The organism is Streptococcus pseudopneumoniae, assembly GCF_001072315.1.
Classification (GTDB): Bacteria; Bacillota; Bacilli; order Lactobacillales; family Streptococcaceae; genus Streptococcus; species Streptococcus pseudopneumoniae_R.
Window position 1 is genome coordinate 25963 of record NZ_JVLI01000072.1, and the last position, 22782, is coordinate 48744.

The 22782-nt window shown below is 40.8% G+C and carries 23 protein-coding genes; all 23 read left to right on the top strand.

Annotation, left to right across the window (positions count from 1 at the left end; genetic code table 11):
- Positions 1–35 precede the first annotated feature (35 nt).
- The 23 genes from ADH54_RS03215 to lacG all read left to right on the top strand — a co-directional run bounded on the left by ADH54_RS03215 (position 36) and on the right by lacG (position 22754).
- Positions 36–1310, top strand: coding sequence for a DUF2130 domain-containing protein (locus ADH54_RS03215; protein ID WP_049524018.1), 1275 nt, complete (start codon positions 36–38; stop codon positions 1308–1310).
- 10 nt (positions 1311–1320) lie between these two features.
- Positions 1321–2199, top strand: coding sequence for a tRNA pseudouridine(55) synthase TruB (gene truB / locus ADH54_RS03220; protein WP_049524019.1), 879 nt, complete (start codon positions 1321–1323; stop codon positions 2197–2199).
- Between the two features lie 112 nt (positions 2200–2311).
- Positions 2312–2950 (top strand): uridine kinase, encoded by a 639-nt coding sequence (udk, locus tag ADH54_RS03225; protein WP_001181376.1) that lies wholly within the window; start codon positions 2312–2314, stop codon positions 2948–2950.
- Between the two features lie 127 nt (positions 2951–3077).
- Positions 3078–4418, top strand: a complete 1341-nt coding sequence (xseA, locus tag ADH54_RS03230) for an exodeoxyribonuclease VII large subunit (RefSeq protein WP_049524020.1) — start codon at positions 3078–3080, stop codon at positions 4416–4418.
- A complete protein-coding gene (locus tag ADH54_RS03235) occupies positions 4396–4608 on the top strand; it encodes an exodeoxyribonuclease VII small subunit (protein WP_000043226.1) in 213 nt (70 codons plus the stop codon). The genes xseA and ADH54_RS03235 overlap by 23 nt, the downstream gene beginning before the upstream one ends.
- Positions 4605–5480 carry a polyprenyl synthetase family protein gene (locus tag ADH54_RS03240; protein WP_049524021.1) on the top strand — a complete coding sequence of 292 codons (876 nt, stop codon included), beginning with the start codon at positions 4605–4607 and terminating at the stop codon, positions 5478–5480. Before ADH54_RS03235 ends, ADH54_RS03240 begins: the two co-directional genes overlap by 4 nt.
- Positions 5473–6288: a TlyA family RNA methyltransferase gene (locus ADH54_RS03245; protein WP_049524022.1), complete on the top strand. Its 816-nt coding sequence runs from the start codon at positions 5473–5475 to the stop codon at positions 6286–6288. The genes ADH54_RS03240 and ADH54_RS03245 overlap by 8 nt, the downstream gene beginning before the upstream one ends.
- The gene (locus ADH54_RS03250; protein WP_049524023.1) at positions 6281–6712 is read left to right on the top strand and encodes an arginine repressor; all 432 of its coding nucleotides are present in this window, start codon (positions 6281–6283) and stop codon (positions 6710–6712) included. The genes ADH54_RS03245 and ADH54_RS03250 overlap by 8 nt, the downstream gene beginning before the upstream one ends.
- 6 nt (positions 6713–6718) lie before the next feature.
- Positions 6719–8386, top strand: coding sequence for a DNA repair protein RecN (gene recN, locus ADH54_RS03255; RefSeq protein ID WP_049524024.1), 1668 nt, complete (start codon positions 6719–6721; stop codon positions 8384–8386).
- 1 nt (position 8387) lies between these two features.
- Positions 8388–9116, top strand: coding sequence for a metallophosphoesterase family protein (locus ADH54_RS03260; RefSeq protein ID WP_049524025.1), 729 nt, complete (start codon positions 8388–8390; stop codon positions 9114–9116).
- A 78-nt stretch (positions 9117–9194) separates the two neighbouring features.
- Positions 9195–11018: a translation elongation factor 4 gene (gene lepA / locus ADH54_RS03265; RefSeq protein WP_049524026.1), complete on the top strand. Its 1824-nt coding sequence runs from the start codon at positions 9195–9197 to the stop codon at positions 11016–11018.
- A 261-nt stretch (positions 11019–11279) separates the two neighbouring features.
- Positions 11280–11756 (top strand): PTS sugar transporter subunit IIA, encoded by a 477-nt coding sequence (locus ADH54_RS03270; protein WP_000522067.1) that lies wholly within the window; start codon positions 11280–11282, stop codon positions 11754–11756.
- A 38-nt stretch (positions 11757–11794) separates the two neighbouring features.
- Entirely contained in the window at positions 11795–12100 is a 306-nt protein-coding gene (locus ADH54_RS03275) for a PTS sugar transporter subunit IIB (RefSeq protein ID WP_000590550.1), read from the top strand.
- 47 nt (positions 12101–12147) lie between these two features.
- Complete coding sequence (locus tag ADH54_RS03280; RefSeq protein ID WP_049524027.1) at positions 12148–13623, top strand: PTS transporter subunit IIC; 1476 nt, start codon at positions 12148–12150, stop codon at positions 13621–13623.
- A 203-nt stretch (positions 13624–13826) separates the two neighbouring features.
- On the top strand, positions 13827–14723 hold the full coding sequence (locus ADH54_RS11150; RefSeq protein WP_080980766.1) for an aldose 1-epimerase family protein: 897 nt from the start codon (positions 13827–13829) through the stop codon (positions 14721–14723).
- A 283-nt stretch (positions 14724–15006) separates the two neighbouring features.
- The gene (gene lacA / locus ADH54_RS03290) at positions 15007–15432 is read left to right on the top strand and encodes a galactose-6-phosphate isomerase subunit LacA (protein WP_000029277.1); all 426 of its coding nucleotides are present in this window, start codon (positions 15007–15009) and stop codon (positions 15430–15432) included.
- A gap of 148 nt (positions 15433–15580) precedes the next feature.
- Positions 15581–16096, top strand: coding sequence for a galactose-6-phosphate isomerase subunit LacB (gene lacB / locus ADH54_RS03295; RefSeq protein ID WP_001216918.1), 516 nt, complete (start codon positions 15581–15583; stop codon positions 16094–16096).
- 10 nt (positions 16097–16106) lie between these two features.
- Complete coding sequence (locus ADH54_RS03300) at positions 16107–17036, top strand: tagatose-6-phosphate kinase (protein WP_049524028.1); 930 nt, start codon at positions 16107–16109, stop codon at positions 17034–17036.
- Position 17037: 1 nt separating this feature from the next.
- Complete coding sequence (lacD, locus tag ADH54_RS03305) at positions 17038–18018, top strand: tagatose-bisphosphate aldolase (RefSeq protein ID WP_001229114.1); 981 nt, start codon at positions 17038–17040, stop codon at positions 18016–18018.
- Positions 18019–18252: 234 nt separating this feature from the next.
- On the top strand, positions 18253–19089 hold the full coding sequence (locus ADH54_RS03310) for a PRD domain-containing protein (RefSeq protein ID WP_049524029.1): 837 nt from the start codon (positions 18253–18255) through the stop codon (positions 19087–19089).
- 35 nt (positions 19090–19124) lie between these two features.
- Complete coding sequence (locus ADH54_RS03315) at positions 19125–19442, top strand: PTS lactose/cellobiose transporter subunit IIA (protein ID WP_001078323.1); 318 nt, start codon at positions 19125–19127, stop codon at positions 19440–19442.
- On the top strand, positions 19442–21133 hold the full coding sequence (locus ADH54_RS03320) for a lactose-specific PTS transporter subunit EIIC (RefSeq protein WP_001037324.1): 1692 nt from the start codon (positions 19442–19444) through the stop codon (positions 21131–21133). Before ADH54_RS03315 ends, ADH54_RS03320 begins: the two co-directional genes overlap by 1 nt.
- Before the next feature lie 214 nt (positions 21134–21347).
- Positions 21348–22754 (top strand): 6-phospho-beta-galactosidase, encoded by a 1407-nt coding sequence (lacG, locus tag ADH54_RS03325; RefSeq protein ID WP_049524030.1) that lies wholly within the window; start codon positions 21348–21350, stop codon positions 22752–22754.
- The last annotated feature ends 28 nt before the right edge of the window (positions 22755–22782 follow it).

The window sequence follows — 22782 nt, forward strand, 5'->3', positions numbered from 1 at the left end:
TATAATGGTTACAGAAGTCTAGAAAGAGGAACGATATGAACGAAATCAAATGCCCCAACTGTGGGGAAGTCTTTACAGTAAATGAAAGTCAGTATGCTGAACTTTTGTCCCAAGTGAGAACAGCAGAGTTTGATAAGGAATTGCACGATCGGATGAAGCAGGAACTGGCCTTGGTTGAGCAAAAGGTCATGAATGAACAACAGTCTAAACTAGCTCAAAAAGACCAAGAAATTGCGCAATTACAGAGTCAAATCCAAAACTTTGATACAGAAAAAGAATTGGCCAAGAAAGAGGTTGAACAGACAAGCAATCAGGCCTTATTGGCTAAGGATAAGGAAGTACAGGCCTTGGAAAACCAATTGGCTACCTTGCGTTTGGAGCATGAAAATCAACTACAAAAGACCCTTTCTGACCTAGAAAAAGAACGCGATCAGGTCAAAAATCAGCTCCTATTACAAGAAAAAGAAAACGAGCTTTCTCTTGCTTCAGTTAAGCAAAACTATGAAGCCCAGCTCAAAGCAGCGAGTGAACAGGTCGAGTTCTATAAGAATTTCAAAGCCCAGCAATCTACAAAAGCCATCGGGGAAAGTCTGGAACAGTATGCAGAGAGTGAGTTTAACAAGGTCCGTAGTTTCGCCTTTCCAAATGCCTACTTTGAGAAGGATAACAAGGTCTCTGCGCGTGGGTCTAAGGGGGACTTTATCTTCCGTGAGAGTGATGAAAATGGAGTGGAAATCATTTCCATCATGTTTGAGATGAAAAATGAAGCGGATGGAACAGAGAAGAAGCACAAGAATGCAGATTTTTACAAGGAATTAGACAAGGACCGTCGGGAGAAGAACTGTGAGTATGCGGTTTTGGTGACTATGCTTGAGGCCGATAATGACTACTTTAACACAGGGATTGTTGACGTCAGCCATGAGTATGAAAAGATGTATGTGGTTCGTCCTCAATTCTTTATCCAATTGATTGGGCTTTTGCGTAATGTGGCGCTTAATTCTCTAAAATATAAGCAGGAGTTGGCCTTGGTTCGGGAGCAAAATATTGATATTACGCACTTTGAAGAAGACTTGGATGCCTTTAAACTAGCCTTTGCTAAGAACTACAACTCAGCTTCGACTAACTTTGGCAAAGCTATCGATGAAATTGACAAGGCCATCAAACGCATGGAAGAGGTTAAGAAATTCCTGACCACATCTGAAAACCAACTCCGTCTAGCTAACAACAAATTAGAAGATGTTTCTGTTAAAAAATTGACTCGGAAAAATCCAACCATGAAAGCGAAGTTTGAGGCTCTGAAGGGGGAGTGAGAAAGCAAAAATGAACGGTATTATCAACTTAAAAAAAGAAGCGGGGATGACCTCGCATGATGCGGTTTTTAAACTGCGTAAGATTTTGGGAACCAAGAAAATTGGTCATGGTGGGACCTTGGATCCGGATGTGGTGGGTGTTTTGCCCATTGCAGTTGGCAAGGCGACCCGCATGGTCGAGTTTATGCAGGACGAGGGTAAGGTCTATGAGGGAGAAATCACTCTCGGCTATTCCACGACGACCGAGGATGCTAGTGGGGAAGTGGTCGCAGAGACACCTGTTTTGTCGCCCTTGGATGAAAAGTTTGTCGATGAAGCGATTACGAATCTGACTGGGCCTATTACCCAAATTCCTCCTATGTATTCGGCTGTCAAGGTCAATGGTCGCAAGCTCTATGAGTATGCGCGTGCTGATCAGGAAGTGGAGCGTCCAGAACGTCAGGTAACTATTTATCAATTTGAACGGACAAGTTCGATTTCTTATGATGGCCATCTTGCACGATTCACTTTTCGTGTGAAATGTAGCAAGGGAACCTATATTCGTACCTTATCGGTTGACTTGGGAGAGAAGCTTGGTTATGCGGCTCATATGTCACATCTGACTCGAACTAGTGCAGCTGGTTTGCAACTAGAAGATGCTCTTACCTTGGAAGAAATTGCTAGAAAAGTGGAGGTTGGGCAGCTGGACTTTCTACATCCTCTAGAGATTGGAACAGGCGACCTTGTTAAAGTTTTCTTAACTCCAGAAGAGGCTACAGAAGTGCGCTTTGGTCGTTTTATTGAGCTCGACCAAACGGACAAAGAACTAGCTGCCTTTGAAGGCGATACATTGCTAGCCATTCTAGAAAAACGAGACAATCTCTACAAGCCAAGGAAGGTTTTTAGCTAGTCTAACTGGGGTGTATGGATTGAAAATGTTTCCCTTAGACTATCCAAATCAGACTATAAATTTTGCAAAAAATGTGATAGAATAGACGACGGATAAAAAAACGGAGGATAGCATGCAAAATAGACCAATCATTATCGGAGTGACAGGTGGTTCTGGTGGTGGTAAGACCAGTGTTTCAAGAGCCATTTTATCGCATTTTCCTGATGAAAAGATTTCCATGATTGAGCATGATTCATACTACAAGGATCAGTCTCATTTGACCTTTGAAGAGCGTGTCAAAACCAACTATGACCATCCTTTTGCCTTTGATACAGACTTGATGATTGAGCAGATTAAGGAATTGTTGGCAGGGCGTCCGGTGGACATCCCGACTTATGACTATACAGAGCATACACGGAGTAGCAAGACCTATCGTCAAGAGCCTCAAGATGTCTTTATCGTTGAGGGGATTTTGGTCTTGGAGGACAAGCGTCTGCGCGATTTGATGGATATCAAGATTTTTGTGGATACGGATGATGATGTGCGCATTATTCGTCGTATCAAGCGCGATATGGAAGAACGTGGCCGTAGTTTGGATAGCGTTATTGACCAGTATTTAGGTGTGGTTAAACCAATGTACCACCAGTTTATCGAGCCGACCAAGCGTTATGCTGATATTGTCATTCCTGAAGGGGTCAGCAATACAGTTGCTATTGACCTTTTGACGACCAAGATTGCAAAGATTTTGGAAGAAGCTCGAAACAGCAAATAATCAGATGTGGAGGCCTTGCCTCCTTTTTCTATTTTTCTCTCATAATGGTACATAAATGGAGATTTTTAGGCATATTTTTGGTATAATAATACCCATGAAAGAGCAAGAAAATGAATAGTAGGTGGAGATGGAAAAGTATTTATCGGTAACAACTTTGACCAAGTATCTGAAAATGAAATTCGATAAAGACCCTTACTTGGAACGGGTCTATTTAACTGGTCAAGTTTCCAACTTTCGTAAACGACCTACTCACCAATATTTCTCCCTAAAAGATGACCATGCAGTTATTCAAGCGACCATCTGGTCTGGGATTTATCAGAAATTAGGCTTTGACCTAGAAGAAGGGATGAAAATCAATGTGATTGGGCGTGTGCAGGTCTATGAACCAAGTGGTAGCTACTCCATCATCATTGAAAAGGCAGAGCCTGATGGAGTTGGTGCGCTTGCGATTCAGTTTGAGCAACTCAAGAAAAAATTGACAGAAGAAGGCCTGTTTCAAGAACGCTTCAAGCAACCTCTGCCTCAATTTTCTAAGAGAATTGGAGTAGTGACCAGTCGCAGTGGAGCTGTGATTCGAGATATTATCACGACAGTCAGCAGGCGCTTTCCAGGTGTCGACATTCTTCTCTATCCGACCAAGGTGCAAGGTGAAGGCTCTGCGGAGGAAATTGCTCGAAATATTGCGCATGCTAATCAACGGGACGATTTGGACTTGCTCATTATTGGTCGTGGTGGAGGTTCCATTGAGGATCTCTGGGCCTTTAACGAAGAAATTGTGGTACGAGCTATTTTTGAATCTCGTTTACCAGTTATCTCTAGTGTGGGGCATGAGACGGATGTGACCTTGGCGGATTTTGTGGCAGATCGACGAGCTGCAACGCCAACGGCTGCTGCTGAACTAGCAACACCTGTGACCAAGTTGGATCTCTTGGCTCATTTGCAAAATCAGGAAAAACGGATGGCTACGGCAGTCCGAAATGTCCTATCTAAGAAACAAGAATCTTTGAAAAAATGCAGTCAGTCAGTCATCTTTAGACAGCCAGAGCGCTTGTATGATGGCTATTTGCAACGCTTGGACCAATTACAATTGCGCTTAAAACAAAGTTTGCGAACACGGATTTCTGATAACAAACAAGTCGTCCAAGCAAGGACGCATCGACTGGTTCAGTTATCACCTGTTACCAAAATCCAACGCTATCAAGACCGTTTAGGACAGTTGGACAAGCTCCTCCGTAGCCAAATGGCTTTGGTTTATGATGCCAAGGTTGCTGAAGTCAAGCGACTTTCAGAAGCCCTGCTGATGCTGGATACCAGTCGAATCGTGGCGCGTGGTTATGCTATTGTCAAAAAAGAAGAGTCCGTAGTTGATTCGGTTGAAAATTTGAAGAAAAAAGACCAAGTGACGCTTTTGATGCGAGATGGTCGAGTAGAATTAGAGGTTAAAGATGTCAAAACAAAAGAAATTTGAGGAAAATCTAGCAGAACTGGAAACCATCGTCCAAAGTTTGGAAAATGGTGAAATTGCTCTGGAAGATGCGATTGCTGCCTTTCAAAAGGGGATGGTTTTGTCTAAAGAACTCCAAGCAACGCTGGACAAGGCTGAAAAGACCTTGGTCAAGGTCATGCAAGAAGACGGAACAGAAAGTGATTTTGAATGAAAAAGCAAGAAAAATTAGCTCTTGTCGAGTCAGCCTTGGAAGATTTTTATGGAGACCAGCAGTTTGCCTCTAGTTTGCGAGAGTCTGTTCTCTATTCCATTCATGCTGGTGGCAAGCGTATCCGTCCTTTTCTCTTGCTAGAAGTTCTGGAAGCCTTGCAGGTTGCCATCAAACCTGCTCACGCGCAGGTAGCTGCTGCCTTGGAGATGATTCATACAGGGAGCTTGATTCATGATGACCTTCCTGCCATGGATGATGATGATTACCGTAGGGGACGCTTGACCAATCATAAGAAATTTGGTGAAGCTATGGCCATTTTGGCTGGAGATGCTTTGTTCCTAGATCCTTATGCCTTGATAGCGCAGGCAGATTTGCCAAGTCAGATTAAGGTGGACTTGATTGCTAACTTATCGCTTGCGTCAGGAAGTCTGGGCATGGTAGCAGGCCAGGTTTTGGACATGGAAGGTGAACACCAGCATTTGTCTTTGGAAGAACTTCAGACCATTCATGCTAATAAGACTGGAAAACTACTAGCCTATCCATTCCAAGCTGCAGCTATTATAGCCGAATTGGCATCTGAGATGCAGGCAGAGCTGAAAACTGTTGGGGAATTGATTGGACTTGCTTTTCAAGTTCGAGATGATGTATTGGATGTGACAGCTAGTTTTGAGGAAATCGGCAAGACGCCTCAAAAGGATTTGCAGACAGAAAAATCAACCTATCCTGCTTTGTTGGGCTTGGAAGAGGCTATTGCCTTTTGTAACCAAACTCTGGATCAAGCTAATGCCAAATTAGAAGAAATTGCCCAGCAGATTCCCTTTGAGATAGAATCTATTGTAAGTGTAGTAGAAAGTTTGAGAATCAATGGCTAAGGAAAGAGTGGATGTACTAGCTTATAAACAGGGCTTGTTTGAAACGAGAGAGCAGGCCAAGCGCGGTGTCATGGCTGGTCTAGTTGTAGCAGTTCTTAACGGAGAACGGTTTGACAAGCCAGGAGAGAAAATCCCAGACGATACCGAGCTAAAACTTAAGGGGGAGAAACTCAAGTATGTCAGTCGTGGTGGCTTGAAACTGGAAAAGGCCTTGCAGGTCTTTGATTTGTCAGTGGATGGCGCGACCACAATTGATATTGGGGCTTCTACTGGAGGTTTTACCGATGTTATGCTACAGAATGGTGCTGAACTTGTCTTTGCAGTCGATGTCGGTACCAATCAATTGGCTTGGAAACTACGCCAAGACCCAAGGGTTGTCAGCATGGAGCAGTTCAATTTCCGCTATGCTGAAAAGACTGATTTCGAGCAGGAACCGATCTTTGCCAGTATTGATGTGAGTTTCATTTCCCTAAGTCTTATTTTGCCGGCCTTGCACCGTGTGTTGGCTAATCAGGGTCAGGTTGTGGCTTTGGTTAAGCCTCAGTTTGAGGCAGGTCGTGAGCAGATTGGGAAAAATGGAATCATTCGTGATGCCAAGGTCCATCAACATGTCCTTGAATCTGTCACAGCTATGGCAGTAGAGGAAGGCTTTTCAGTCCTTGGTTTGGACTTTTCTCCCATCCAAGGTGGACATAGAAATATTGAATTTTTAGCATATTTGAAAAAAGAAGAGTCAGCAAGCAATCAGGTTCTTGCTGATATTGAAGAAGTAGTAGAGAGGGCGCATAGTCAATTTAAAAATGAATAAAAAAGAGAGACTTGAAAAAATTAGACGATTTGTGACAGATTATCAAATCGGTACACAAGAAGAAATCGTAGAACATTTGAAAGAAGCAGGCATCACTGCCACTCAAGCGACGGTATCACGAGATATCAAAGAACTAGGTATTGTCAAAATTCCTTTGAGAGACAATACCTATGTCTATGAATTGCCAAAATCAATCGTGAAAAGTTTGCAACTGGCTGAAGACAATATTGAGTCAGCAGAATTGATGGACAAGATGATCAATCTCCAAGTTATCCCAGGAAATACAGCTTTTGTAAAAGCTCAGTTAATTGAGACTTTTGCTGACAAGATTTTTAACTGTTTAGCTGATGATAGCTCGATTTTAGTCATTGCCAGAAGTGAAAGTCTAGCTGAGGAAATCTTTGAACAAGTAAAAAATTGGTAGGTCTATATGTTACTTGAAATTTCGATAAAAAACTTTGCCATTATTGAGGCTATTTCCCTCAATTTTGAAAAGGGAATGACTGTCCTGACTGGTGAAACAGGTGCAGGGAAGTCAATTATCATTGATGCCATGAATATGATGTTGGGAGCTCGTGCGACGACAGATGTTATTCGTCATGGTGCGCCAAAGGCAGAGATAGAGGGGCTTTTCTCAGTCGAGAATAGTCGCCTTTTACAGGAAATTTTTGATGAGCAAGGTTTGGAAATGGGGGATGAAATCATCATCCGTCGGGAAATTCTGCAAAATGGTCGTAGTATCAGCCGTGTCAATGGCCAGATGGTCAATCTGTCTGTATTGCGTGCTATTGGGCAACATCTGGTTGATATTCATGGTCAACATGACCAAGAAGAGTTAATGCGTCCTCAACTGCATATCCAGATGTTGGATGAATTCGGTGACGTAGCTTTTTGGGAATTGAAAGAAACCTATCAAACGAGTTTTGATGCCTATCGAAAAATGCGCAAGCAGGTTCTGGAAGTCAAGAAAAACCAACAGGAACACAAGGCTCGTATCGAAATGTTGGAATTTCAAATGGCAGAGATTGAGGCAGCAAACTTGCAGGCTGGAGAAGATTTGGCTCTCAATCAAGAGCGAGATAAACTGCTCAACCATAAAAATATTGCGGATACACTGACCAATGCCTACAGTATGTTGGACAATGAAGACTTTTCAAGTCTGGCCAATGTTCGTTCAGCCATGAATGACATGGAAAGTGTCGAAGAGTATGACCCTGAATACCGTGAAATTTCAAGCTCTCTGTCTGAGACTTATTATGTCTTAGAAGACATTAGCAAGCGTCTGGAAGCTATTATTGAGGCTCTTGATTTTGACGGCAATCGTCTCATGCAGGTTGAGAATCGTTTGGATCTCCTTCATACTATTACCCGTAAGTATGGTGGGACTGTAGACGATGTCTTGCTTTATTTTGCCAAGATTACAGAAGAGTACAATCTCTTGACAGGCAACAACCTTTCTTCTGAAGACATGGAAGCAGAGCTTAAGAAGTTAGAAGTCAATCTTGTCGATTTGGCTGGTCAACTTGCCTCTGCTCGTCATGACTTGGCCCAGCAGCTCGAAGCTGAGATTAAACAAGAACTGCAAGATCTTTATATGGAAAAAGCCCAGTTTCAGGTTCGTTTTAGCAAGGGCAAATTCAGTCGTGAGGGAAATGAAACGGTCGAATTTTACATTTCAACCAACCCTGGTGAAGACTTTAAACCCTTGGTCAAGGTTGCTTCTGGAGGGGAATTATCTCGTCTCATGCTAGCCATTAAGTCTGCCTTTTCTCGTAAAGAAGGCAAGACCAGCATAGTCTTTGATGAAGTGGATACAGGAGTTTCAGGTCGTGTAGCTCAGGCAATTGCACAGAAGATTCATAAAATTGGCCAGCATGGTCAGGTTCTGGCTATTTCCCATTTGCCACAAGTGATTGCGATTGCAGATTATCAATTCTTTATTGAGAAGATTAGCAATGAGCATTCAACGGTTTCGACTGTTCGACTCTTGACGGTTGAAGAGCGAGTGGAGGAAGTTGCCAAGATGTTGGCAGGTGATGATGTGACAGAAGCTGCCCTGACGCAAGCTAGAGAATTGTTGAGAAACAGGGAGAAATAAGATGACAGACTATTATGTAATTGGAGATGTTCACGGAAAAGCTGGGATGCTAGAAGACCTTCTCAAAACATGGGATGGTCAGACCCAGCTGCTCTTTCTAGGGGACTTGATTGACCGTGGTGAAGATAGTCGCCGTGTTCTTGAAATGGTCAAGGACTTAGTGGACAATCAAGGGGCTATCTGTTTATCAGGAAACCACGAGTATATGTTTCTGACTTGGCTCGATGACCCAGAAGAAAGCTATGACCACTATCGTCGTAATGGTGGTGATACAACCATTAACTCTATCCTAGGTCGTCCCTTGGATGCACCGGTTGATGGAGTAGAAGATGCCAAGCGTGTTGCTACTGAAGCGGCAGATTTGGTCGAATTTATTCGTCAAATGCCTTTTGTGGTAGAGACAGATAAGTATATCTTTGTTCACGCAGGTATTGATTTAACCTTGGACGACTGGCATGAAACCACAGATTATAAAAAAGTCTGGCTTAGAAAACCATTCCACGAGGCAGAAAATCATACTGGGAAAACCATTGTCTTTGGTCATACACCGGTTTATGGTTTATTAAAGCAAGACCGAGGTACAGCTGAACTTTGGACTACAGAAGATGGTAAGATTGGGATGGACGGAGGAGCTGTCTACGGTGGTGTCCTTCACGGGATTGTCTTTACAGACCAAGGAATGACAGAACACCACTTTATCGAAAATGACGGCTTTGTCGCTGAAGATTAGTACTCCTAGCAGGGTATGGTCTTGTCAAAATGTCAAAAACAATTTATAATAAATAGATACCCTGAAAGGAAGAGAATCATGAACTTAGAAGAATTGAAAAAACGACAGGAGAAGATTCGTAACTTCTCTATTATCGCCCATATTGACCATGGAAAGTCGACTCTAGCAGACCGCATTTTGGAAAAGACAGAGACCGTTTCAAGTCGTGAAATGCAGGCCCAACTTTTGGATAGTATGGATTTAGAGCGGGAACGTGGGATTACCATTAAGTTGAATGCCATAGAGCTCAATTACACTGCAAAAGATGGGGAAACTTATATTTTTCACTTGATTGACACACCAGGGCACGTTGACTTCACCTATGAAGTTTCCCGTTCGCTAGCTGCCTGTGAAGGAGCGATTTTGGTGGTCGATGCTGCTCAAGGAATTGAGGCTCAAACCCTTGCCAACGTTTATCTGGCTTTGGATAATGATTTGGAAATCATGCCAGTCATTAACAAGATTGACCTGCCGGCTGCAGACCCTGAGCGCGTGCGTACAGAGATTGAAGATGTCATTGGTTTGGATGCCAGTGAAGCAGTTTTGGCTTCTGCCAAGGCTGTTATCGGTATTGAAGAAATCCTCGAGCAAATTGTAGAAAAAGTTCCAGCACCAACAGGTGATGTGACAGCACCGCTTAAGGCCTTAATTTTCGACTCTGTTTATGATGCTTACCGTGGGGTTATTCTCCAAGTGCGTGTCATGGATGGGGTGGTTAAACCTGGAGATAAGATTCAGCTTATGAGCAATGGCAAGACTTTTGATGTTACGGAAGTCGGTATCTTTACACCCAAGGCAGTTGGTCGTGATTTCCTTGCGACTGGTGACGTTGGTTATATTGCAGCTTCTATCAAGACGGTTCAGGATACTCGTGTGGGTGATACTGTTACCTTGGCAACCAATCCTGCGGCAGAGCCATTACATGGTTACAAGCAGATGAATCCTATGGTCTTTGCGGGTCTCTATCCTATCGAGTCAAACAAGTACAATGATCTGCGTGAAGCCCTTGAAAAATTGCAACTGAATGATGCTAGTCTTCAGTTTGAACCAGAAACATCTCAGGCCCTTGGATTTGGTTTCCGTTGTGGTTTCCTTGGACTGCTTCATATGGATGTTATCCAAGAACGTTTGGAACGTGAGTTCAACATCGACCTCATCATGACAGCTCCGTCTGTTATTTATAAGGTCAACTTGACCGACGGCGAGTCTATGGATGTGTCTAACCCATCTGAGTTTCCAGACCCAACTAAGATTGCGACCATCGAAGAACCATATGTCAAAGCACAGATCATGGTACCGCAAGAGTTTGTCGGAGCAGTAATGGAATTGGCTCAGCGCAAGCGTGGAGACTTTGTGACGATGGATTATATTGATGATAACCGTGTCAATGTTATCTATCAAATTCCGCTTGCTGAAATTGTCTTTGACTTCTTTGATAAGCTTAAGTCTTCGACACGTGGTTATGCAAGCTTTGACTACGAATTGTCAGAGTATCGTCCATCTAAGCTAGTGAAAATGGATATCCTTCTCAATGGAGACAAGGTGGATGCCCTTAGCTTCATCGTTCACAAGGATTTTGCTTACGAACGTGGAAAACTCATCGTTGATAAGCTTAAGAAAATTATCCCTCGCCAACAATTTGAGGTGCCAATTCAAGCAGCTATTGGACACAAGATTGTCGCTCGTACTGATATCAAGGCCCTTCGTAAGAACGTACTTGCTAAGTGTTACGGTGGTGACGTTTCTCGTAAACGTAAACTCCTTGAAAAACAAAAAGCTGGTAAGAAGCGTATGAAAGCCATCGGATCAGTTGAAGTCCCACAAGAAGCCTTCCTCAGCGTCTTGAGCATGGATGAAGAGTAAGTTATCAGAAATACCTTTCCTTCTTCATAGGAAATTTATATAAGAATCAATAGTAAAGTAGGCTTAAATGGTCTGCTTTTTTTATTTCTAGAACAGAAAAAATGTTTGAAATGTTTGTTTATGTGTTTGTTTTTTAACAAGAAATTATAAAAACAACAAAAATATAAAAAAAGAGACAAAAAACAACATAAAATCGTTGACAACGGTTTCATATAGTGTTATACTTATGGCATAAAGTTAATGGAAAGAAGGGAAAACCTTATGGGATTAGATTATTTCTTTGACAAAAACCTTGTGTTTTGCTTAGAAGCGGATAATCAAGAACATCTCTTTGATCAGGTTGCAACCTTATTGGAAGAACGAGAAATCGTGACTCCAACCTATCGTGAAGCCTTGATCACGCGTGAAAAGTCATTTCCAACTGGCTTAGATATGGAATTTTTGGGTAAGGATTTGCCGAATGTGGCTATTCCTCATACAGATATTGTTCATAATCTAGCTGAAAAAGTTGTGGTCGTTCGATTAGAGAAACCGGTGACTTTCCATAATATGATTGCGCCAGATAAGGAAGTAGAAGTATCCTTGCTCTTCTTTATCATCAATAACTCGAGTTCAAGTCAAACCAACATTCTTGCTCAGTTGATGGACTTCTTTACTGGAAATGGTCATCTTGAAGACCTATCAAAAATTTCTGAACCAGAAGCCCTCTATGCTTATATCGCTGAAGCAATCGCTTAATCTTGTCTATTAAAAATATTAAATCGGAGGAGATCCATATGATTAAAATTCTTGCTGCCTGCGGTGCAGGTGTTAACTCAAGCCACCAAATTAAAAGTGCTCTTGAAGAAGAACTTTCAAACCGTGGTTACGATGTGCACTGTGATGCAGTCATGGTCAAAGACGTTAACGAAGACCTTATCAAAGGTTATGACATCTTCACACCAATTGCTGCGACAGACCTTGGTTTTGACCCAGGTATTCCAGTTATCGAAGCTGGACCAATCTTATTCCGTATCCCAGCTATGAGTGCTCCAGTATATGATAATATTGAAGCAGCTATCAAAGAACACGGGTTAAGCTAATTTTAATTTGTTAACATTCATATAACATAAAAAAGGGAGGAACTGTTATGGATGCAATCTTTGACCTAATCAAAGAGGTCTTTACACCCGTCTTAGATATGGGTGGTCCTGTCATCATGTTAATCATTTTGACATTATTGGCTTTACTTTTTGGAGTGAAATTCTCCAAAGCGCTTGAAGGTGGTATCAAACTTGCCATCGCTCTTACAGGTATCGGTGCCATCATCGGTATGCTAAACACTGCTTTCTCAGCGTCGCTTGCAAAATTCGTTGAAAACACTGGTATTCAATTGAGTATTACCGACGTTGGTTGGGCACCACTTGCTACAATCACTTGGGGTTCTGCTTGGACACTTTACTTCTTGCTCATCATGTTGATTGTCAACATAGTGATGCTTGCAATGAAGAAAACAGATACACTTGACGTTGATATCTTCGATATCTGGCACTTGTCTATCACAGGTCTTTTGATTAAATGGTATGCAGACAACAATGGTGTGAGCCAAGGGGTTTCACTTTTGATTGCTACAGCAGCTATCGTCCTTGTCGGTGTGTTGAAAATTATCAACTCTGACTTGATGAAACCTACATTTGATGACCTTCTTAACGCCCCAAGTTCATCACCAATGACATCAACTCACATGAACTACATGATGAACCCAGTTATCATGGTTTTGGATAAGATTTTTGAAAAATTCTTCCCAGGTCTTGATAAATATGACTTTGATGCTGCTAAATTGAACAAGAAAATCGGTTTCTGGGGTTCTAAATTCTTTATCGGTTTCATCCTTGGTATTGTTATCGGTATTATGGGAACTCCACATCCAATTGCAGGTGTTGAAGATGCAGATAAATGGCGTCTGGTTATTAAAGGATGGTTGTCTCTTGGTTTGACTGCCGGTGTATCTTTGGAACTCTTCTCACTTATCGGTTCATGGTTCATCGCCGCTGTAGAACCACTTTCACAAGGTATTACAAACGTTGCTACTAAACGTCTTCAAGGACGTAAATTCAACATCGGTCTTGACTGGCCATTCATCGCTGGTCGTGCTGAAATCTGGGCTTGTGCTAACGTACTTGCACCAATCATGTTGATTGAAGCTGTGCTTCTTTCAAAAGTTGGAAATGGTATCTTGCCACTCGCAGGTATCATCGCTATGGGTGTTACTCCAGCTCTCTTGGTTGTAACACGTGGTAAATTGCTCCGTATGATTATCTTCGGAACTCTCTTGTTGCCACTCTTCCTTCTTTCAGGTACTCTTATCGCACCATTTGCAACAGAACTTGCTAAAGGTGTAGGTGCCTTCCCAGCAGGTGTGAGTGAAACTCAATTGATTACTCACTCAACTCTTGAAGGACCAATCGAAAAACTTCTTGGTTGGACAATTGGTAACACTACAACAGGTGATATCAAAGCAATCCTTGGTGCAGTAGTCTTCCTTGTATTCTATATCGGTATCTTTGCTTGGTACAGAAAACAAATGATCAAACGTAACGAAGAGTACGCAGCAAAAGCAAAATAATGCGCTCCTATAAAATGTAAGCTCAATGAAAATCAAAGAGCAAACTAGGAAGCTAGCCGCAGGCTGTACTAAAGTACGGCAAGGCGACACTGACGAAGTTTGAATTGGATTTTCGCAGAGTGTAAATTGTTGAAACTAGGTTGTCATACCATTAGGAGTGACAGCCTAGTTTTTTATAAACTATCAAGAAATCGGAGAAAATAATGGTAATTGAATTAAAATCAGAACAATTAAGAGTTGAATTTAACAGTTTTGGTGGGGCTCTTTCTTCTATAAAAGATGCTGAGGGACTGGAGTATTTGTGGCAAGGGGATGCTACTTATTGGAGTGGACAAGCTCCTGTTCTCTTCCCCATTTGTGGTTCTTTGAGAGAGGATACAGCCGTCTATATAGATGAGAAGGGGCAAGAAAGCAAAGGAAAGATTCCTCGTCATGGTTTGGTTCGTAAGAAAGAATTTGAATTAGTTGAACAGACAGACAAGAGTGTAACTTTTGCAATTGAAGACGATGAGAATAGCTATCAAAACTATCCCTATCATTTCCGTTTAGAGATCACTTATATCCTTACTGGAAAGACAGTACGGACTCAATACAAGATTTTCAATAAAGAAACTAGTAAGGTCATGCCTTACTTTATTGGTGGCCATCCAGGATTTAATTGTCCTCTGCTTGATGATGAAGTCTATGAAGATTACTATTTAGAGTTTGAGAAAGAAGAGACTTGCTCTGTTCCACGCCCTTTCCCAGAAACGGGTATGCTGGATTTTCAAGATAGAAGTCCATGGTTAAAGGGGCAAAAAGAAATAAATCTTAGTTATGAACTTTTCAGCACAGATGCAGTTACCTTAGATGAATTGCAATCTAGAACAATTGCCCTTCGTTCTCGTAAACATGATAAGGGATTGAAAGTGAACTTTGCAGAGTTCTCAAACCTCATTATATGGTCAACTTTGAATAAAGGACCTTTCATTGCTTTTGAACCATGGTCTGGCTTGTCAACATCCCTTGAAGAAGGAGATTATTTAGAAGATAAGAAGAATGTTCGTCTCCTAGAACCTGGTCAAGTGGATCAAATTGGTTTTGACATTGAAATTTTTTAGTTAAAAAACACAAAAACAAACATTAACTGTTGACTTTTTTTAAAAATAGGAGTATATTATGTTTGTAAAGAACAAATGATGTTTGTAACAAACAAATAATCACTTGTTATATTCTCTTTCGTGGAGAAAGATTATTTCTAGGGAACTGGTTTCCTAAACTTGAATAAGGTGACATTCATCTCATTCAATCCAATTTGTCAATAAACTGCTAGAAAGCTTTTGTAGGTTAACTGCTAACTATAAAAGGTTTTACTAGCCTAGAAAAATAAAAGGAGTATACAATATGTCTATTGTTATCGGTGCAGATGCTGCAGGTTTGAGATTGAAAGAAGTTGTGAAAGACTTCTTGGAAAAAGAAAACTTCCACGTTGTGGATGTTACAGCTGAAGGTCAAGACTTTGTTGATGTGACTCTTGCTGTTGCTGCAGAAGTAAACAAAGAAGAACAAAACCTTGGTATCGTGATTGATGCTTATGGAGCTGGTCCATTTATGGTTGCCACTAAGATCAAAGGAATGGTTGCTGCAGAAGTATCTGACGAACGTTCAGCTTATATGACTCGTGGACACAACAACTCACGTATGATCACTATGGGTGCACAACTTGTCGGTGATGAATTGGCTAAAAACATTGCTAAAGGATTTGTTAACGGTAAATACGATGGTGGACGTCACCAAATTAGGGTCGATATGTTGAACAAAATGTGCTAATACTCTTCAAAAATCAAGATAATCTGTTGTCAGCTCACTTTAGCTAACCTCAGTTATGCTTGCAGCTCGCTTCCTAAGCTAATCTTGATTTTTCTTGAGTAGGGATAAATGATATTAGATTTATATAATTAATCGGAGGGAATAACTAATGAGAATTGCAATTGGATGTGACCACATCGTAACAGATGAAAAAATGGCGGTTTCAGAATTTTTGAAATCAAAAGGATATGAAGTCATTGACTTTGGTACATATGACCATACACGTACTCACTACCCAATCTTTGGTAAAAAAGTAGGGGAAGCAGTAACTAGTGGTCAAGCTGATCTTGGAGTATGTATCTGTGGTACTGGTGTTGGTATCAACAACGCTGTAAATAAAGTTCCTGGTGTTCGTTCGGCCTTGGTTCGTGATATGACAACAGCCCTTTATGCTAAAGAACAATTGAACGCCAACGTTATCGGTTTTGGTGGTAAGATTACTGGTGAATTGCTCATGTGTGACATCATTGAAGCTTTCATCCATGCTGAATACAAACCAACTGAAGAAAACAAAAAATTGATTGCGAAAATTGAACACGTTGAAAGTCACAATGCTCAACAAACAGACGCAAACTTCTTCACTGAATTCCTTGAAAAATGGGATCGCGGAGAATACCACGACTAAGAGGTGATCTATGATTTTAACAGTCACAATGAACCCATCCATTGATATTTCCTATCCCTTGGATGAGTTGAAGATTGATACTGTCAATCGTGTGGTGGACGTAACCAAAACGGCTGGTGGTAAGGGCCTCAATGTTACCCGAGTACTTTCAGAATTTGGGGATTCTGTTCTTGCTACTGGTTTAGTGGGTGGTAAACTTGGTGAGTTTTTGGTTGAAAATATCGATAATCAAGTAAAGAAAGATTTCTTCTCAATTCAGGGGGAAACTCGTAACTGTATCGCTATTCTTCATGGAGATAACCAAACAGAAGTTCTTGAAAAAGGTCCTGAAGTATTGGAACAGGAAGGTCAAGACTTTTTGGAACATTTCAAAAAACTCTTGGAGTCAGTTGAAGTAGTCGCTATCTCAGGTAGTCTGCCAGCTGGCCTTCCAGTTGATTACTATGCGAGCTTGGTAGAACTTGCTAATCAAGCTGGCAAGCCTGTTGTTTTGGACTGCTCTGGTGCAGCACTTCAGGCGGTTCTTGAATCACCACATAAACCAACAGTAATCAAACCAAATAATGAGGAATTGTCTCAGCTTCTTGGAAGAGAAGTTTCTGAAGATTTGGATGAATTAAAAGAAGTCCTTCAAGAACCTTTGTTTGCAGGTATTGAATGGATTATCGTTTCACTTGGTGCCAACGGTGCTTTTGCCAAACATGGTGACACTTTCTACAAGGTAGATATTCCTAGAATTCAGGTGGTAAATCCTGTTGGATCTGGAGACTCTACTGTGGCAGGAATTTCTTCAGGACTTCTTCACAAAGAATCGGATGCAGAATTACTCATCAAGGCAAATGTCCTTGGTATGCTTAATGCTCAAGAAAAAATGACTGGTCATGTCAACATGACCAACTATCAAGCTCTATATGATCAATTAATAGTAAAAGAGGTATAAAATGGCTTTAACAGAACAAAAACGTGCACGCTTAGAAAAACTTTCTGATGAAAATGGAATCATCTCAGCACTTGCATTTGACCAACGTGGTGCTTTGAAACGCCTCATGGCTCAACACCAAACAGAAGAACCAACTGTGGCTCAAATGGAAGAACTTAAAGTCTTGGTAGCAGATGAATTGACTAAATACGCTTCATCAATGCTTCTTGACCCTGAGTATGGACTTCCAGCAACTAAAGCTCTTGATGAAAAAGCTGGTCTTCTCCTTGCTTATGAAAAAACAGGTTATGATACAACAAGCACAAAACGCTTGCCAGACTGCTTGGATGTTTGGTCTGCAAAACGTATTAAAGAAGAAGGTGCAGATGCAGTTAAATTCTTGCTTTACTATGACGTAGATAGCTCAGACGAACTCAATCAAGAAAAACAAGCCTACATCGAACGCATCGGTTCTGAGTGTGTGGCTGAAGATATCCCATTCTTCCTTGAAATCCTTGCTTACGATGAAAAAATTGCTGACGCTGGTTCTGTAGAATACGCGAAAGTAAAACCACACAAAGTTATCGGTGCTATGAAAGTCTTCTCAGACCCACGCTTTAACATTGATGTCTTGAAAGTAGAAGTTCCTGTTAACATTAAATATGTTGAAGGCTTCGCTGAAGGTGAAGTAGTTTATACACGTGAAGAAGCAGCAGCCTTCTTCAAAGCACAAGATGAAGCAACTAACTTGCCATACATCTACTTGAGTGCTGGTGTATCAGCTAAACTCTTCCAAGATACTCTTGTATTTGCTCATGAATCAGGTGCAAACTTTAACGGAGTTCTTTGTGGCCGTGCTACATGGGCTGGATCTGTTGAAGCTTACATCAAAGATGGTGAAGCAGCAGCTCGCGAATGGCTTCGAACAACTGGATTTGAAAATATTGATGAGCTCAATAAAGTTCTTCAAACAACAGCGACTTCATGGAAAGAACGCGTGTAAGAAAGTCCTCCTAGGTTAGGAACATGAAACTAAAAAATTTTTAAAAAAAGTTGTATGTAAAGGTTTACAAAATAACTTACTTGTGCTATACTTAAATCACAAGTTAATACAAGGTGAGTGTTACTAAGTAATATTAGGCATGATCACAGGTGAATTAGGAATCGGATGATTTTCTAGTTCATTTGTGGTCATTTTTTGTACTCATATACCTTTAAGATATAAAAGGAGGTTGACATGTATCGAATTTTAAATCCAATGAATCACAATGTCTCGCTTGTCAGAAATGATAAGGGAGAAGAGGTGATTGTAATTGGTAAGGGGATTGCATTTGGAAAGAAGAAGGGAGATTTGATTGCTGAAAATCAGGTTGAGAAAATCTTTCGGATGAAGACCGAAGAGTCCAGAGAAAACTTTATGGCTCTCCTCAAAGATGTTCCGCTTGATTTTATCACAGTGACTTATGAGATTATTGATAAGCTTTCCAAGAAATATCATTATCCGATTCAAGAGTATCTCTATGTAACCTTGACAGATCATATTTACTGTTCTTGCCAAGCTCTAGCACAAGGAAGGTACAAGGATAGTAATCTGCCAGATATTTCTGCTAAGTATCCTATAGCTTTTCAAATCGCAAATGAAGCTTTTGAAATTTACCGTCAGAAGCTAGCAGATCATTTTCCTAAGGACGAAATTATTCGGATTGCTTATCATTTCATCAATGCCGAAGGTGAAAATGAAGTGGAACTTGTGGAGTCGATTGATAAGAGGAAAGAAATTCTCAGGAATGTTGAGGAAGTTCTAAAAGATTACGCTATTCAACGTACAAAAGAGAATAATCATTTCTATGATCGCTTTATGATACATCTAAATTATTTCTTGGATTATTTAGACAGATCTAGAGATGATAACCAATCGCTTCTGGATATGGAAGATCATATTAAACAATCCTATCCAAAAGCCTTCGAGATTGGTTCCAAGATTTATGATGTGATTACGCAACATACGGGTCTTGATTTGTATAAAAGTGAACGAGTTTATCTAGTTCTACATATCCAACGTTTATTGTCATAAAAATTTATTTAAAATTATATAAGGAGAATTCTATCATGAATAGAGAAGAAGTAACATTGTTAGGTTTTGAAATCGTAGCCTATGCTGGCGATGCTCGTTCAAAACTATTGGAAGCTTTAAAGGCTGCTGAAGCTGGTGATTTTGCAAAAGCGGATAGCTTAGTTGAGGAAGCTGGTTCTTGTATTGCAGAGGCTCACCACGCCCAAACAAGTCTATTGACTAAGGAAGCAGCTGGTGAGGACTTAGCTTATAGTGTAACCATGATGCATGGCCAAGACCACTTGATGACAACCATCTTGTTAAAAGATTTGATGCACCACTTAATCGAACTCTACAAGAGAGGAGTTAAATAATGAATAAACTAATTGCATTTATCGAGAAAGGAAAGCCTTTCTTTGAAAAACTATCTCGTAATATCTATCTTCGTGCTATTCGTGATGGTTTCATTGCAGGTATGCCTGTTATTCTCTTCTCAAGTATCTTTATCTTAATCGCCTTTGTACCAAACTCATGGGGCTTTAAATGGTCTGATGAAGTTGTAGCCTTTCTGATGAAACCCTATAGCTATTCTATGGGTATTCTGGCTCTCTTGGTAGCTGGTACAACAGCTAAGTCATTGACTGACTCAGTCAACCGTAGCATGGAGAAAACCAATCAAATCAACTATATGTCAACACTGTTAGCAGCGATTGTTGGTTTGTTGATGTTAGCAGCTGATCCTATCGAAAATGGTCTAGCTACTGGCTTCTTGGGGACAAAAGGTTTACTTTCAGCCTTCCTTGCTGCCTTTGTTACTGTAGCCATCTATAAGGTTTGTGTTAAAAACAACGTCACTATTCGTATGCCTGACGAAGTTCCACCAAATATCTCACAAGTCTTTAAAGATGTGATTCCATTCACTCTCTCAGTTGTTTCTCTTTATGCTCTTGATTTACTAGCTCGTCATTTTGTTGGTGCTAGTGTAGCAGAATCAATCGGTAAATTCTTTGCACCACTCTTCTCTGCAGCTGATGGCTATCTTGGTATTACCATTATCTTTGGTGCCTTTGCCTTCTTCTGGTTTGTTGGGATCCATGGTCCATCTATCGTTGAACCTGCTATCGCAGCTATTACCTATGCAAATGCCGAAGTCAACTTGAACCTTCTCCAACAAGGTATGCACGCTGACAAGATTCTTACTTCTGGTACACAAATGTTTATCGTTACCATGGGTGGTACTGGTGCGACACTGGTTGTTCCATTCATGTTCATGTGGTTGACAAAATCGAAACGTAACCGTGCAATCGGACGTGCTTCAGTAGTTCCTACCTTCTTTGGTGTAAATGAACCAATCTTGTTTGGTGCACCTCTTGTACTGAATCCAATCTTCTTTATTCCATTTATTTTTGCTCCAATCGCAAACGTTTGGATCTTCAAATTCTTTATTGAAACTCTTGGAATGAACTCATTTACTGCTAATCTACCATGGACAACTCCAGCTCCACTAGGTCTAGTTCTTGGTACTAACTTCCAAGTTCTATCATTCATTCTTGCTGCCCTTCTAATCGTGGTTGACGTAGTCATTTACTATCCATTCCTTAAAGTCTATGATGAACAAATTCTTGAAGAAGAGCGTTCAGGTAAATCTAATGATGAATTGAAAGAAAAAGTTGCTGCAAACTTCAACACTGCAAAAGCAGATGCTATTCTTGAAAAAGCTGGTGTAGAAGCAGCACAAAATACAATCACTGAAGAAACAAATGTCCTCGTTCTCTGTGCAGGTGGAGGGACAAGTGGACTTCTTGCGAATGCTTTGAATAAGGCAGCTGCAGAATACAATGTTCCTGTGAAAGCAGCAGCAGGTGGCTATGGTGCTCACCGTGAAATGTTGCCAGAGTTTGATCTTGTTATCCTTGCCCCTCAAGTGGCTTCAAACTTTGAAGATATGAAAGCAGAAACCGATAAACTCGGTATTAAACTTGCCAAGACAGAAGGCGCTCAATACATCAAATTAACCCGTGATGGAAAAGGTGCTCTTGCATTTGTACAAGCTCAATTCGATTAACGATAGGGACTGTGAAACAGTCTCCTATCCTTACGGAAATCGCTATGGCGGATTTCCTAATCGCCTTGTTAATTCGTCGGTAAAAAGATATCGTTTTTACCTCCTCATGTCACAATTTGGTGACTCGGTACAAGAAGTGAGATGGAGAAGGATGGCTCACTGACTCCTCTCCTCTCACTTTTACTTTATTTAAATCATGAAATAGGTGAAAAAAATGACAAAAACACTTCCCAAAGACTTTATTTTTGGTGGCGCAACAGCTGCCTATCAGGCAGAAGGTGCTACACATACTGATGGTAAAGGACCAGTAGCGTGGGATAAATATCTTGAAGATAACTATTGGTACACTGCAGAACCAGCCAGTGATTTTTACAATCGATATCCAGTTGACCTCAAGCTAGCAGAAGAGTATGGTGTCAATGGCATTCGAATTTCTATTGCCTGGTCACGTATTTTCCCGACTGGTTACGGCCAAGTAAATGCTAAAGGTGTTGAATTTTATCATAATCTATTTGCAGAGTGTCACAAACGTCATGTTGAGCCTTTTGTAACTCTTCATCACTTTGACACGCCAGAAGCTCTCCACTCAAATGGAGACTTCTTAAACCGTGAAAATATCGAACACTTTGTAGACTACGCTGCCTTTTGTTTTGAAGAATTTCCAGAAGTAAACTATTGGACAACCTTTAATGAAATTGGGCCAATTGGTGATGGTCAATACTTGGTTGGTAAATTCCCTCCAGGTATTCAGTACGACCTTGCCAAAGTTTTCCAATCGCACCACAATATGATGGTTTCTCATGCGCGTGCAGTCAAGCTATATAAAGATAAAGGTTATAAAGGTGAAATTGGTGTTGTTCACGCTCTCCCAACCAAGTACCCACTTGATCCTAAAAATCCAGCAGATGTTATTGCGGCAGAGTTGGAAGACATTATCCATAACAAATTTATCTTGGATGCAACTTATCTGGGTCACTACTCTGAAAAGACCCTGGCAGGGGTAGAGGCTATCTTGGCTGCCAATGGTGGAAAGCTTGACTTGCGTGACGAAGATTTCGAAGTATTAGAAGCCGCAAAAGACTTGAATGACTTCCTTGGAATCAATTACTATATGAGTGACTGGATGGAAGCCTTTGATGGAGAAACTGAAATTATCCATAATGGTAAGGGTGAGAAAGGAAGTTCTAAATACCAAATCAAAGGTGTTGGTCGTCGTGTAGCTCCTGATTATGTACCACGTACGGATTGGGATTGGATTATCTACCCTCAAGGTTTGTATGATCAAATCATGCGAGTGAAGAAAGATTATCCGAACTACAAGAAGATTTACATCACTGAAAATGGTCTTGGATATAAAGATGAGTTCATTGATAACACTGTTTACGATGATGGCCGTATTGATTATGTCAAACAACACTTGGAAGTATTATCTGATGCTATTGCAGATGGAGCTAATGTAAAAGGTTACTTCATTTGGTCATTAATGGATGTCTTCTCATGGTCAAATGGGTATGAGAAACGTTATGGTCTCTTCTATGTAGACTTTGAAACGCAAGAACGTTATCCAAAGAAATCAGCTCACTGGTACAAGAAAGTAGCGGAAACTCAGATTATAGACTAGTAGATTTAGTCATTAGATATAGAATTTT

Excerpts from the sequence above, each read along its gene's own strand:
- lacA (WP_000029277.1), top strand. The coding sequence starts at position 15,007 with ATGTCTATTGTTATCGGTGCAGATGCTGCAGGTTTGAGATTGAAAGAA.
- ADH54_RS03215 (WP_049524018.1), top strand. The coding sequence starts at position 36 with ATGAACGAAATCAAATGCCCCAACTGTGGGGAAGTCTTTACAGTAAAT.
- ADH54_RS03310 (WP_049524029.1), top strand. The coding sequence starts at position 18,253 with ATGTATCGAATTTTAAATCCAATGAATCACAATGTCTCGCTTGTCAGA.
- ADH54_RS03320 (WP_001037324.1), top strand. The coding sequence starts at position 19,442 with ATGAATAAACTAATTGCATTTATCGAGAAAGGAAAGCCTTTCTTTGAA.
- ADH54_RS03270 (WP_000522067.1), top strand. The coding sequence starts at position 11,280 with ATGGGATTAGATTATTTCTTTGACAAAAACCTTGTGTTTTGCTTAGAA.
- lacG (WP_049524030.1), top strand. The coding sequence starts at position 21,348 with ATGACAAAAACACTTCCCAAAGACTTTATTTTTGGTGGCGCAACAGCT.
- ADH54_RS03240 (WP_049524021.1), top strand. The coding sequence starts at position 4,605 with ATGAAAAAGCAAGAAAAATTAGCTCTTGTCGAGTCAGCCTTGGAAGAT.
- udk (WP_001181376.1), top strand. The coding sequence starts at position 2,312 with ATGCAAAATAGACCAATCATTATCGGAGTGACAGGTGGTTCTGGTGGT.
- ADH54_RS11150 (WP_080980766.1), top strand. The coding sequence starts at position 13,827 with ATGGTAATTGAATTAAAATCAGAACAATTAAGAGTTGAATTTAACAGT.
- truB (WP_049524019.1), top strand. The coding sequence starts at position 1,321 with ATGAACGGTATTATCAACTTAAAAAAAGAAGCGGGGATGACCTCGCAT.
- lepA (WP_049524026.1), top strand. The coding sequence starts at position 9,195 with ATGAACTTAGAAGAATTGAAAAAACGACAGGAGAAGATTCGTAACTTC.
- recN (WP_049524024.1), top strand. The coding sequence starts at position 6,719 with ATGTTACTTGAAATTTCGATAAAAAACTTTGCCATTATTGAGGCTATT.
- ADH54_RS03260 (WP_049524025.1), top strand. The coding sequence starts at position 8,388 with ATGACAGACTATTATGTAATTGGAGATGTTCACGGAAAAGCTGGGATG.
- ADH54_RS03235 (WP_000043226.1), top strand. The coding sequence starts at position 4,396 with ATGTCAAAACAAAAGAAATTTGAGGAAAATCTAGCAGAACTGGAAACC.
- ADH54_RS03280 (WP_049524027.1), top strand. The coding sequence starts at position 12,148 with ATGGATGCAATCTTTGACCTAATCAAAGAGGTCTTTACACCCGTCTTA.
- xseA (WP_049524020.1), top strand. The coding sequence starts at position 3,078 with ATGGAAAAGTATTTATCGGTAACAACTTTGACCAAGTATCTGAAAATG.
- ADH54_RS03300 (WP_049524028.1), top strand. The coding sequence starts at position 16,107 with ATGATTTTAACAGTCACAATGAACCCATCCATTGATATTTCCTATCCC.
- ADH54_RS03315 (WP_001078323.1), top strand. The coding sequence starts at position 19,125 with ATGAATAGAGAAGAAGTAACATTGTTAGGTTTTGAAATCGTAGCCTAT.
- ADH54_RS03250 (WP_049524023.1), top strand. The coding sequence starts at position 6,281 with ATGAATAAAAAAGAGAGACTTGAAAAAATTAGACGATTTGTGACAGAT.
- ADH54_RS03245 (WP_049524022.1), top strand. The coding sequence starts at position 5,473 with ATGGCTAAGGAAAGAGTGGATGTACTAGCTTATAAACAGGGCTTGTTT.
- ADH54_RS03275 (WP_000590550.1), top strand. The coding sequence starts at position 11,795 with ATGATTAAAATTCTTGCTGCCTGCGGTGCAGGTGTTAACTCAAGCCAC.
- lacB (WP_001216918.1), top strand. The coding sequence starts at position 15,581 with ATGAGAATTGCAATTGGATGTGACCACATCGTAACAGATGAAAAAATG.
- lacD (WP_001229114.1), top strand. The coding sequence starts at position 17,038 with ATGGCTTTAACAGAACAAAAACGTGCACGCTTAGAAAAACTTTCTGAT.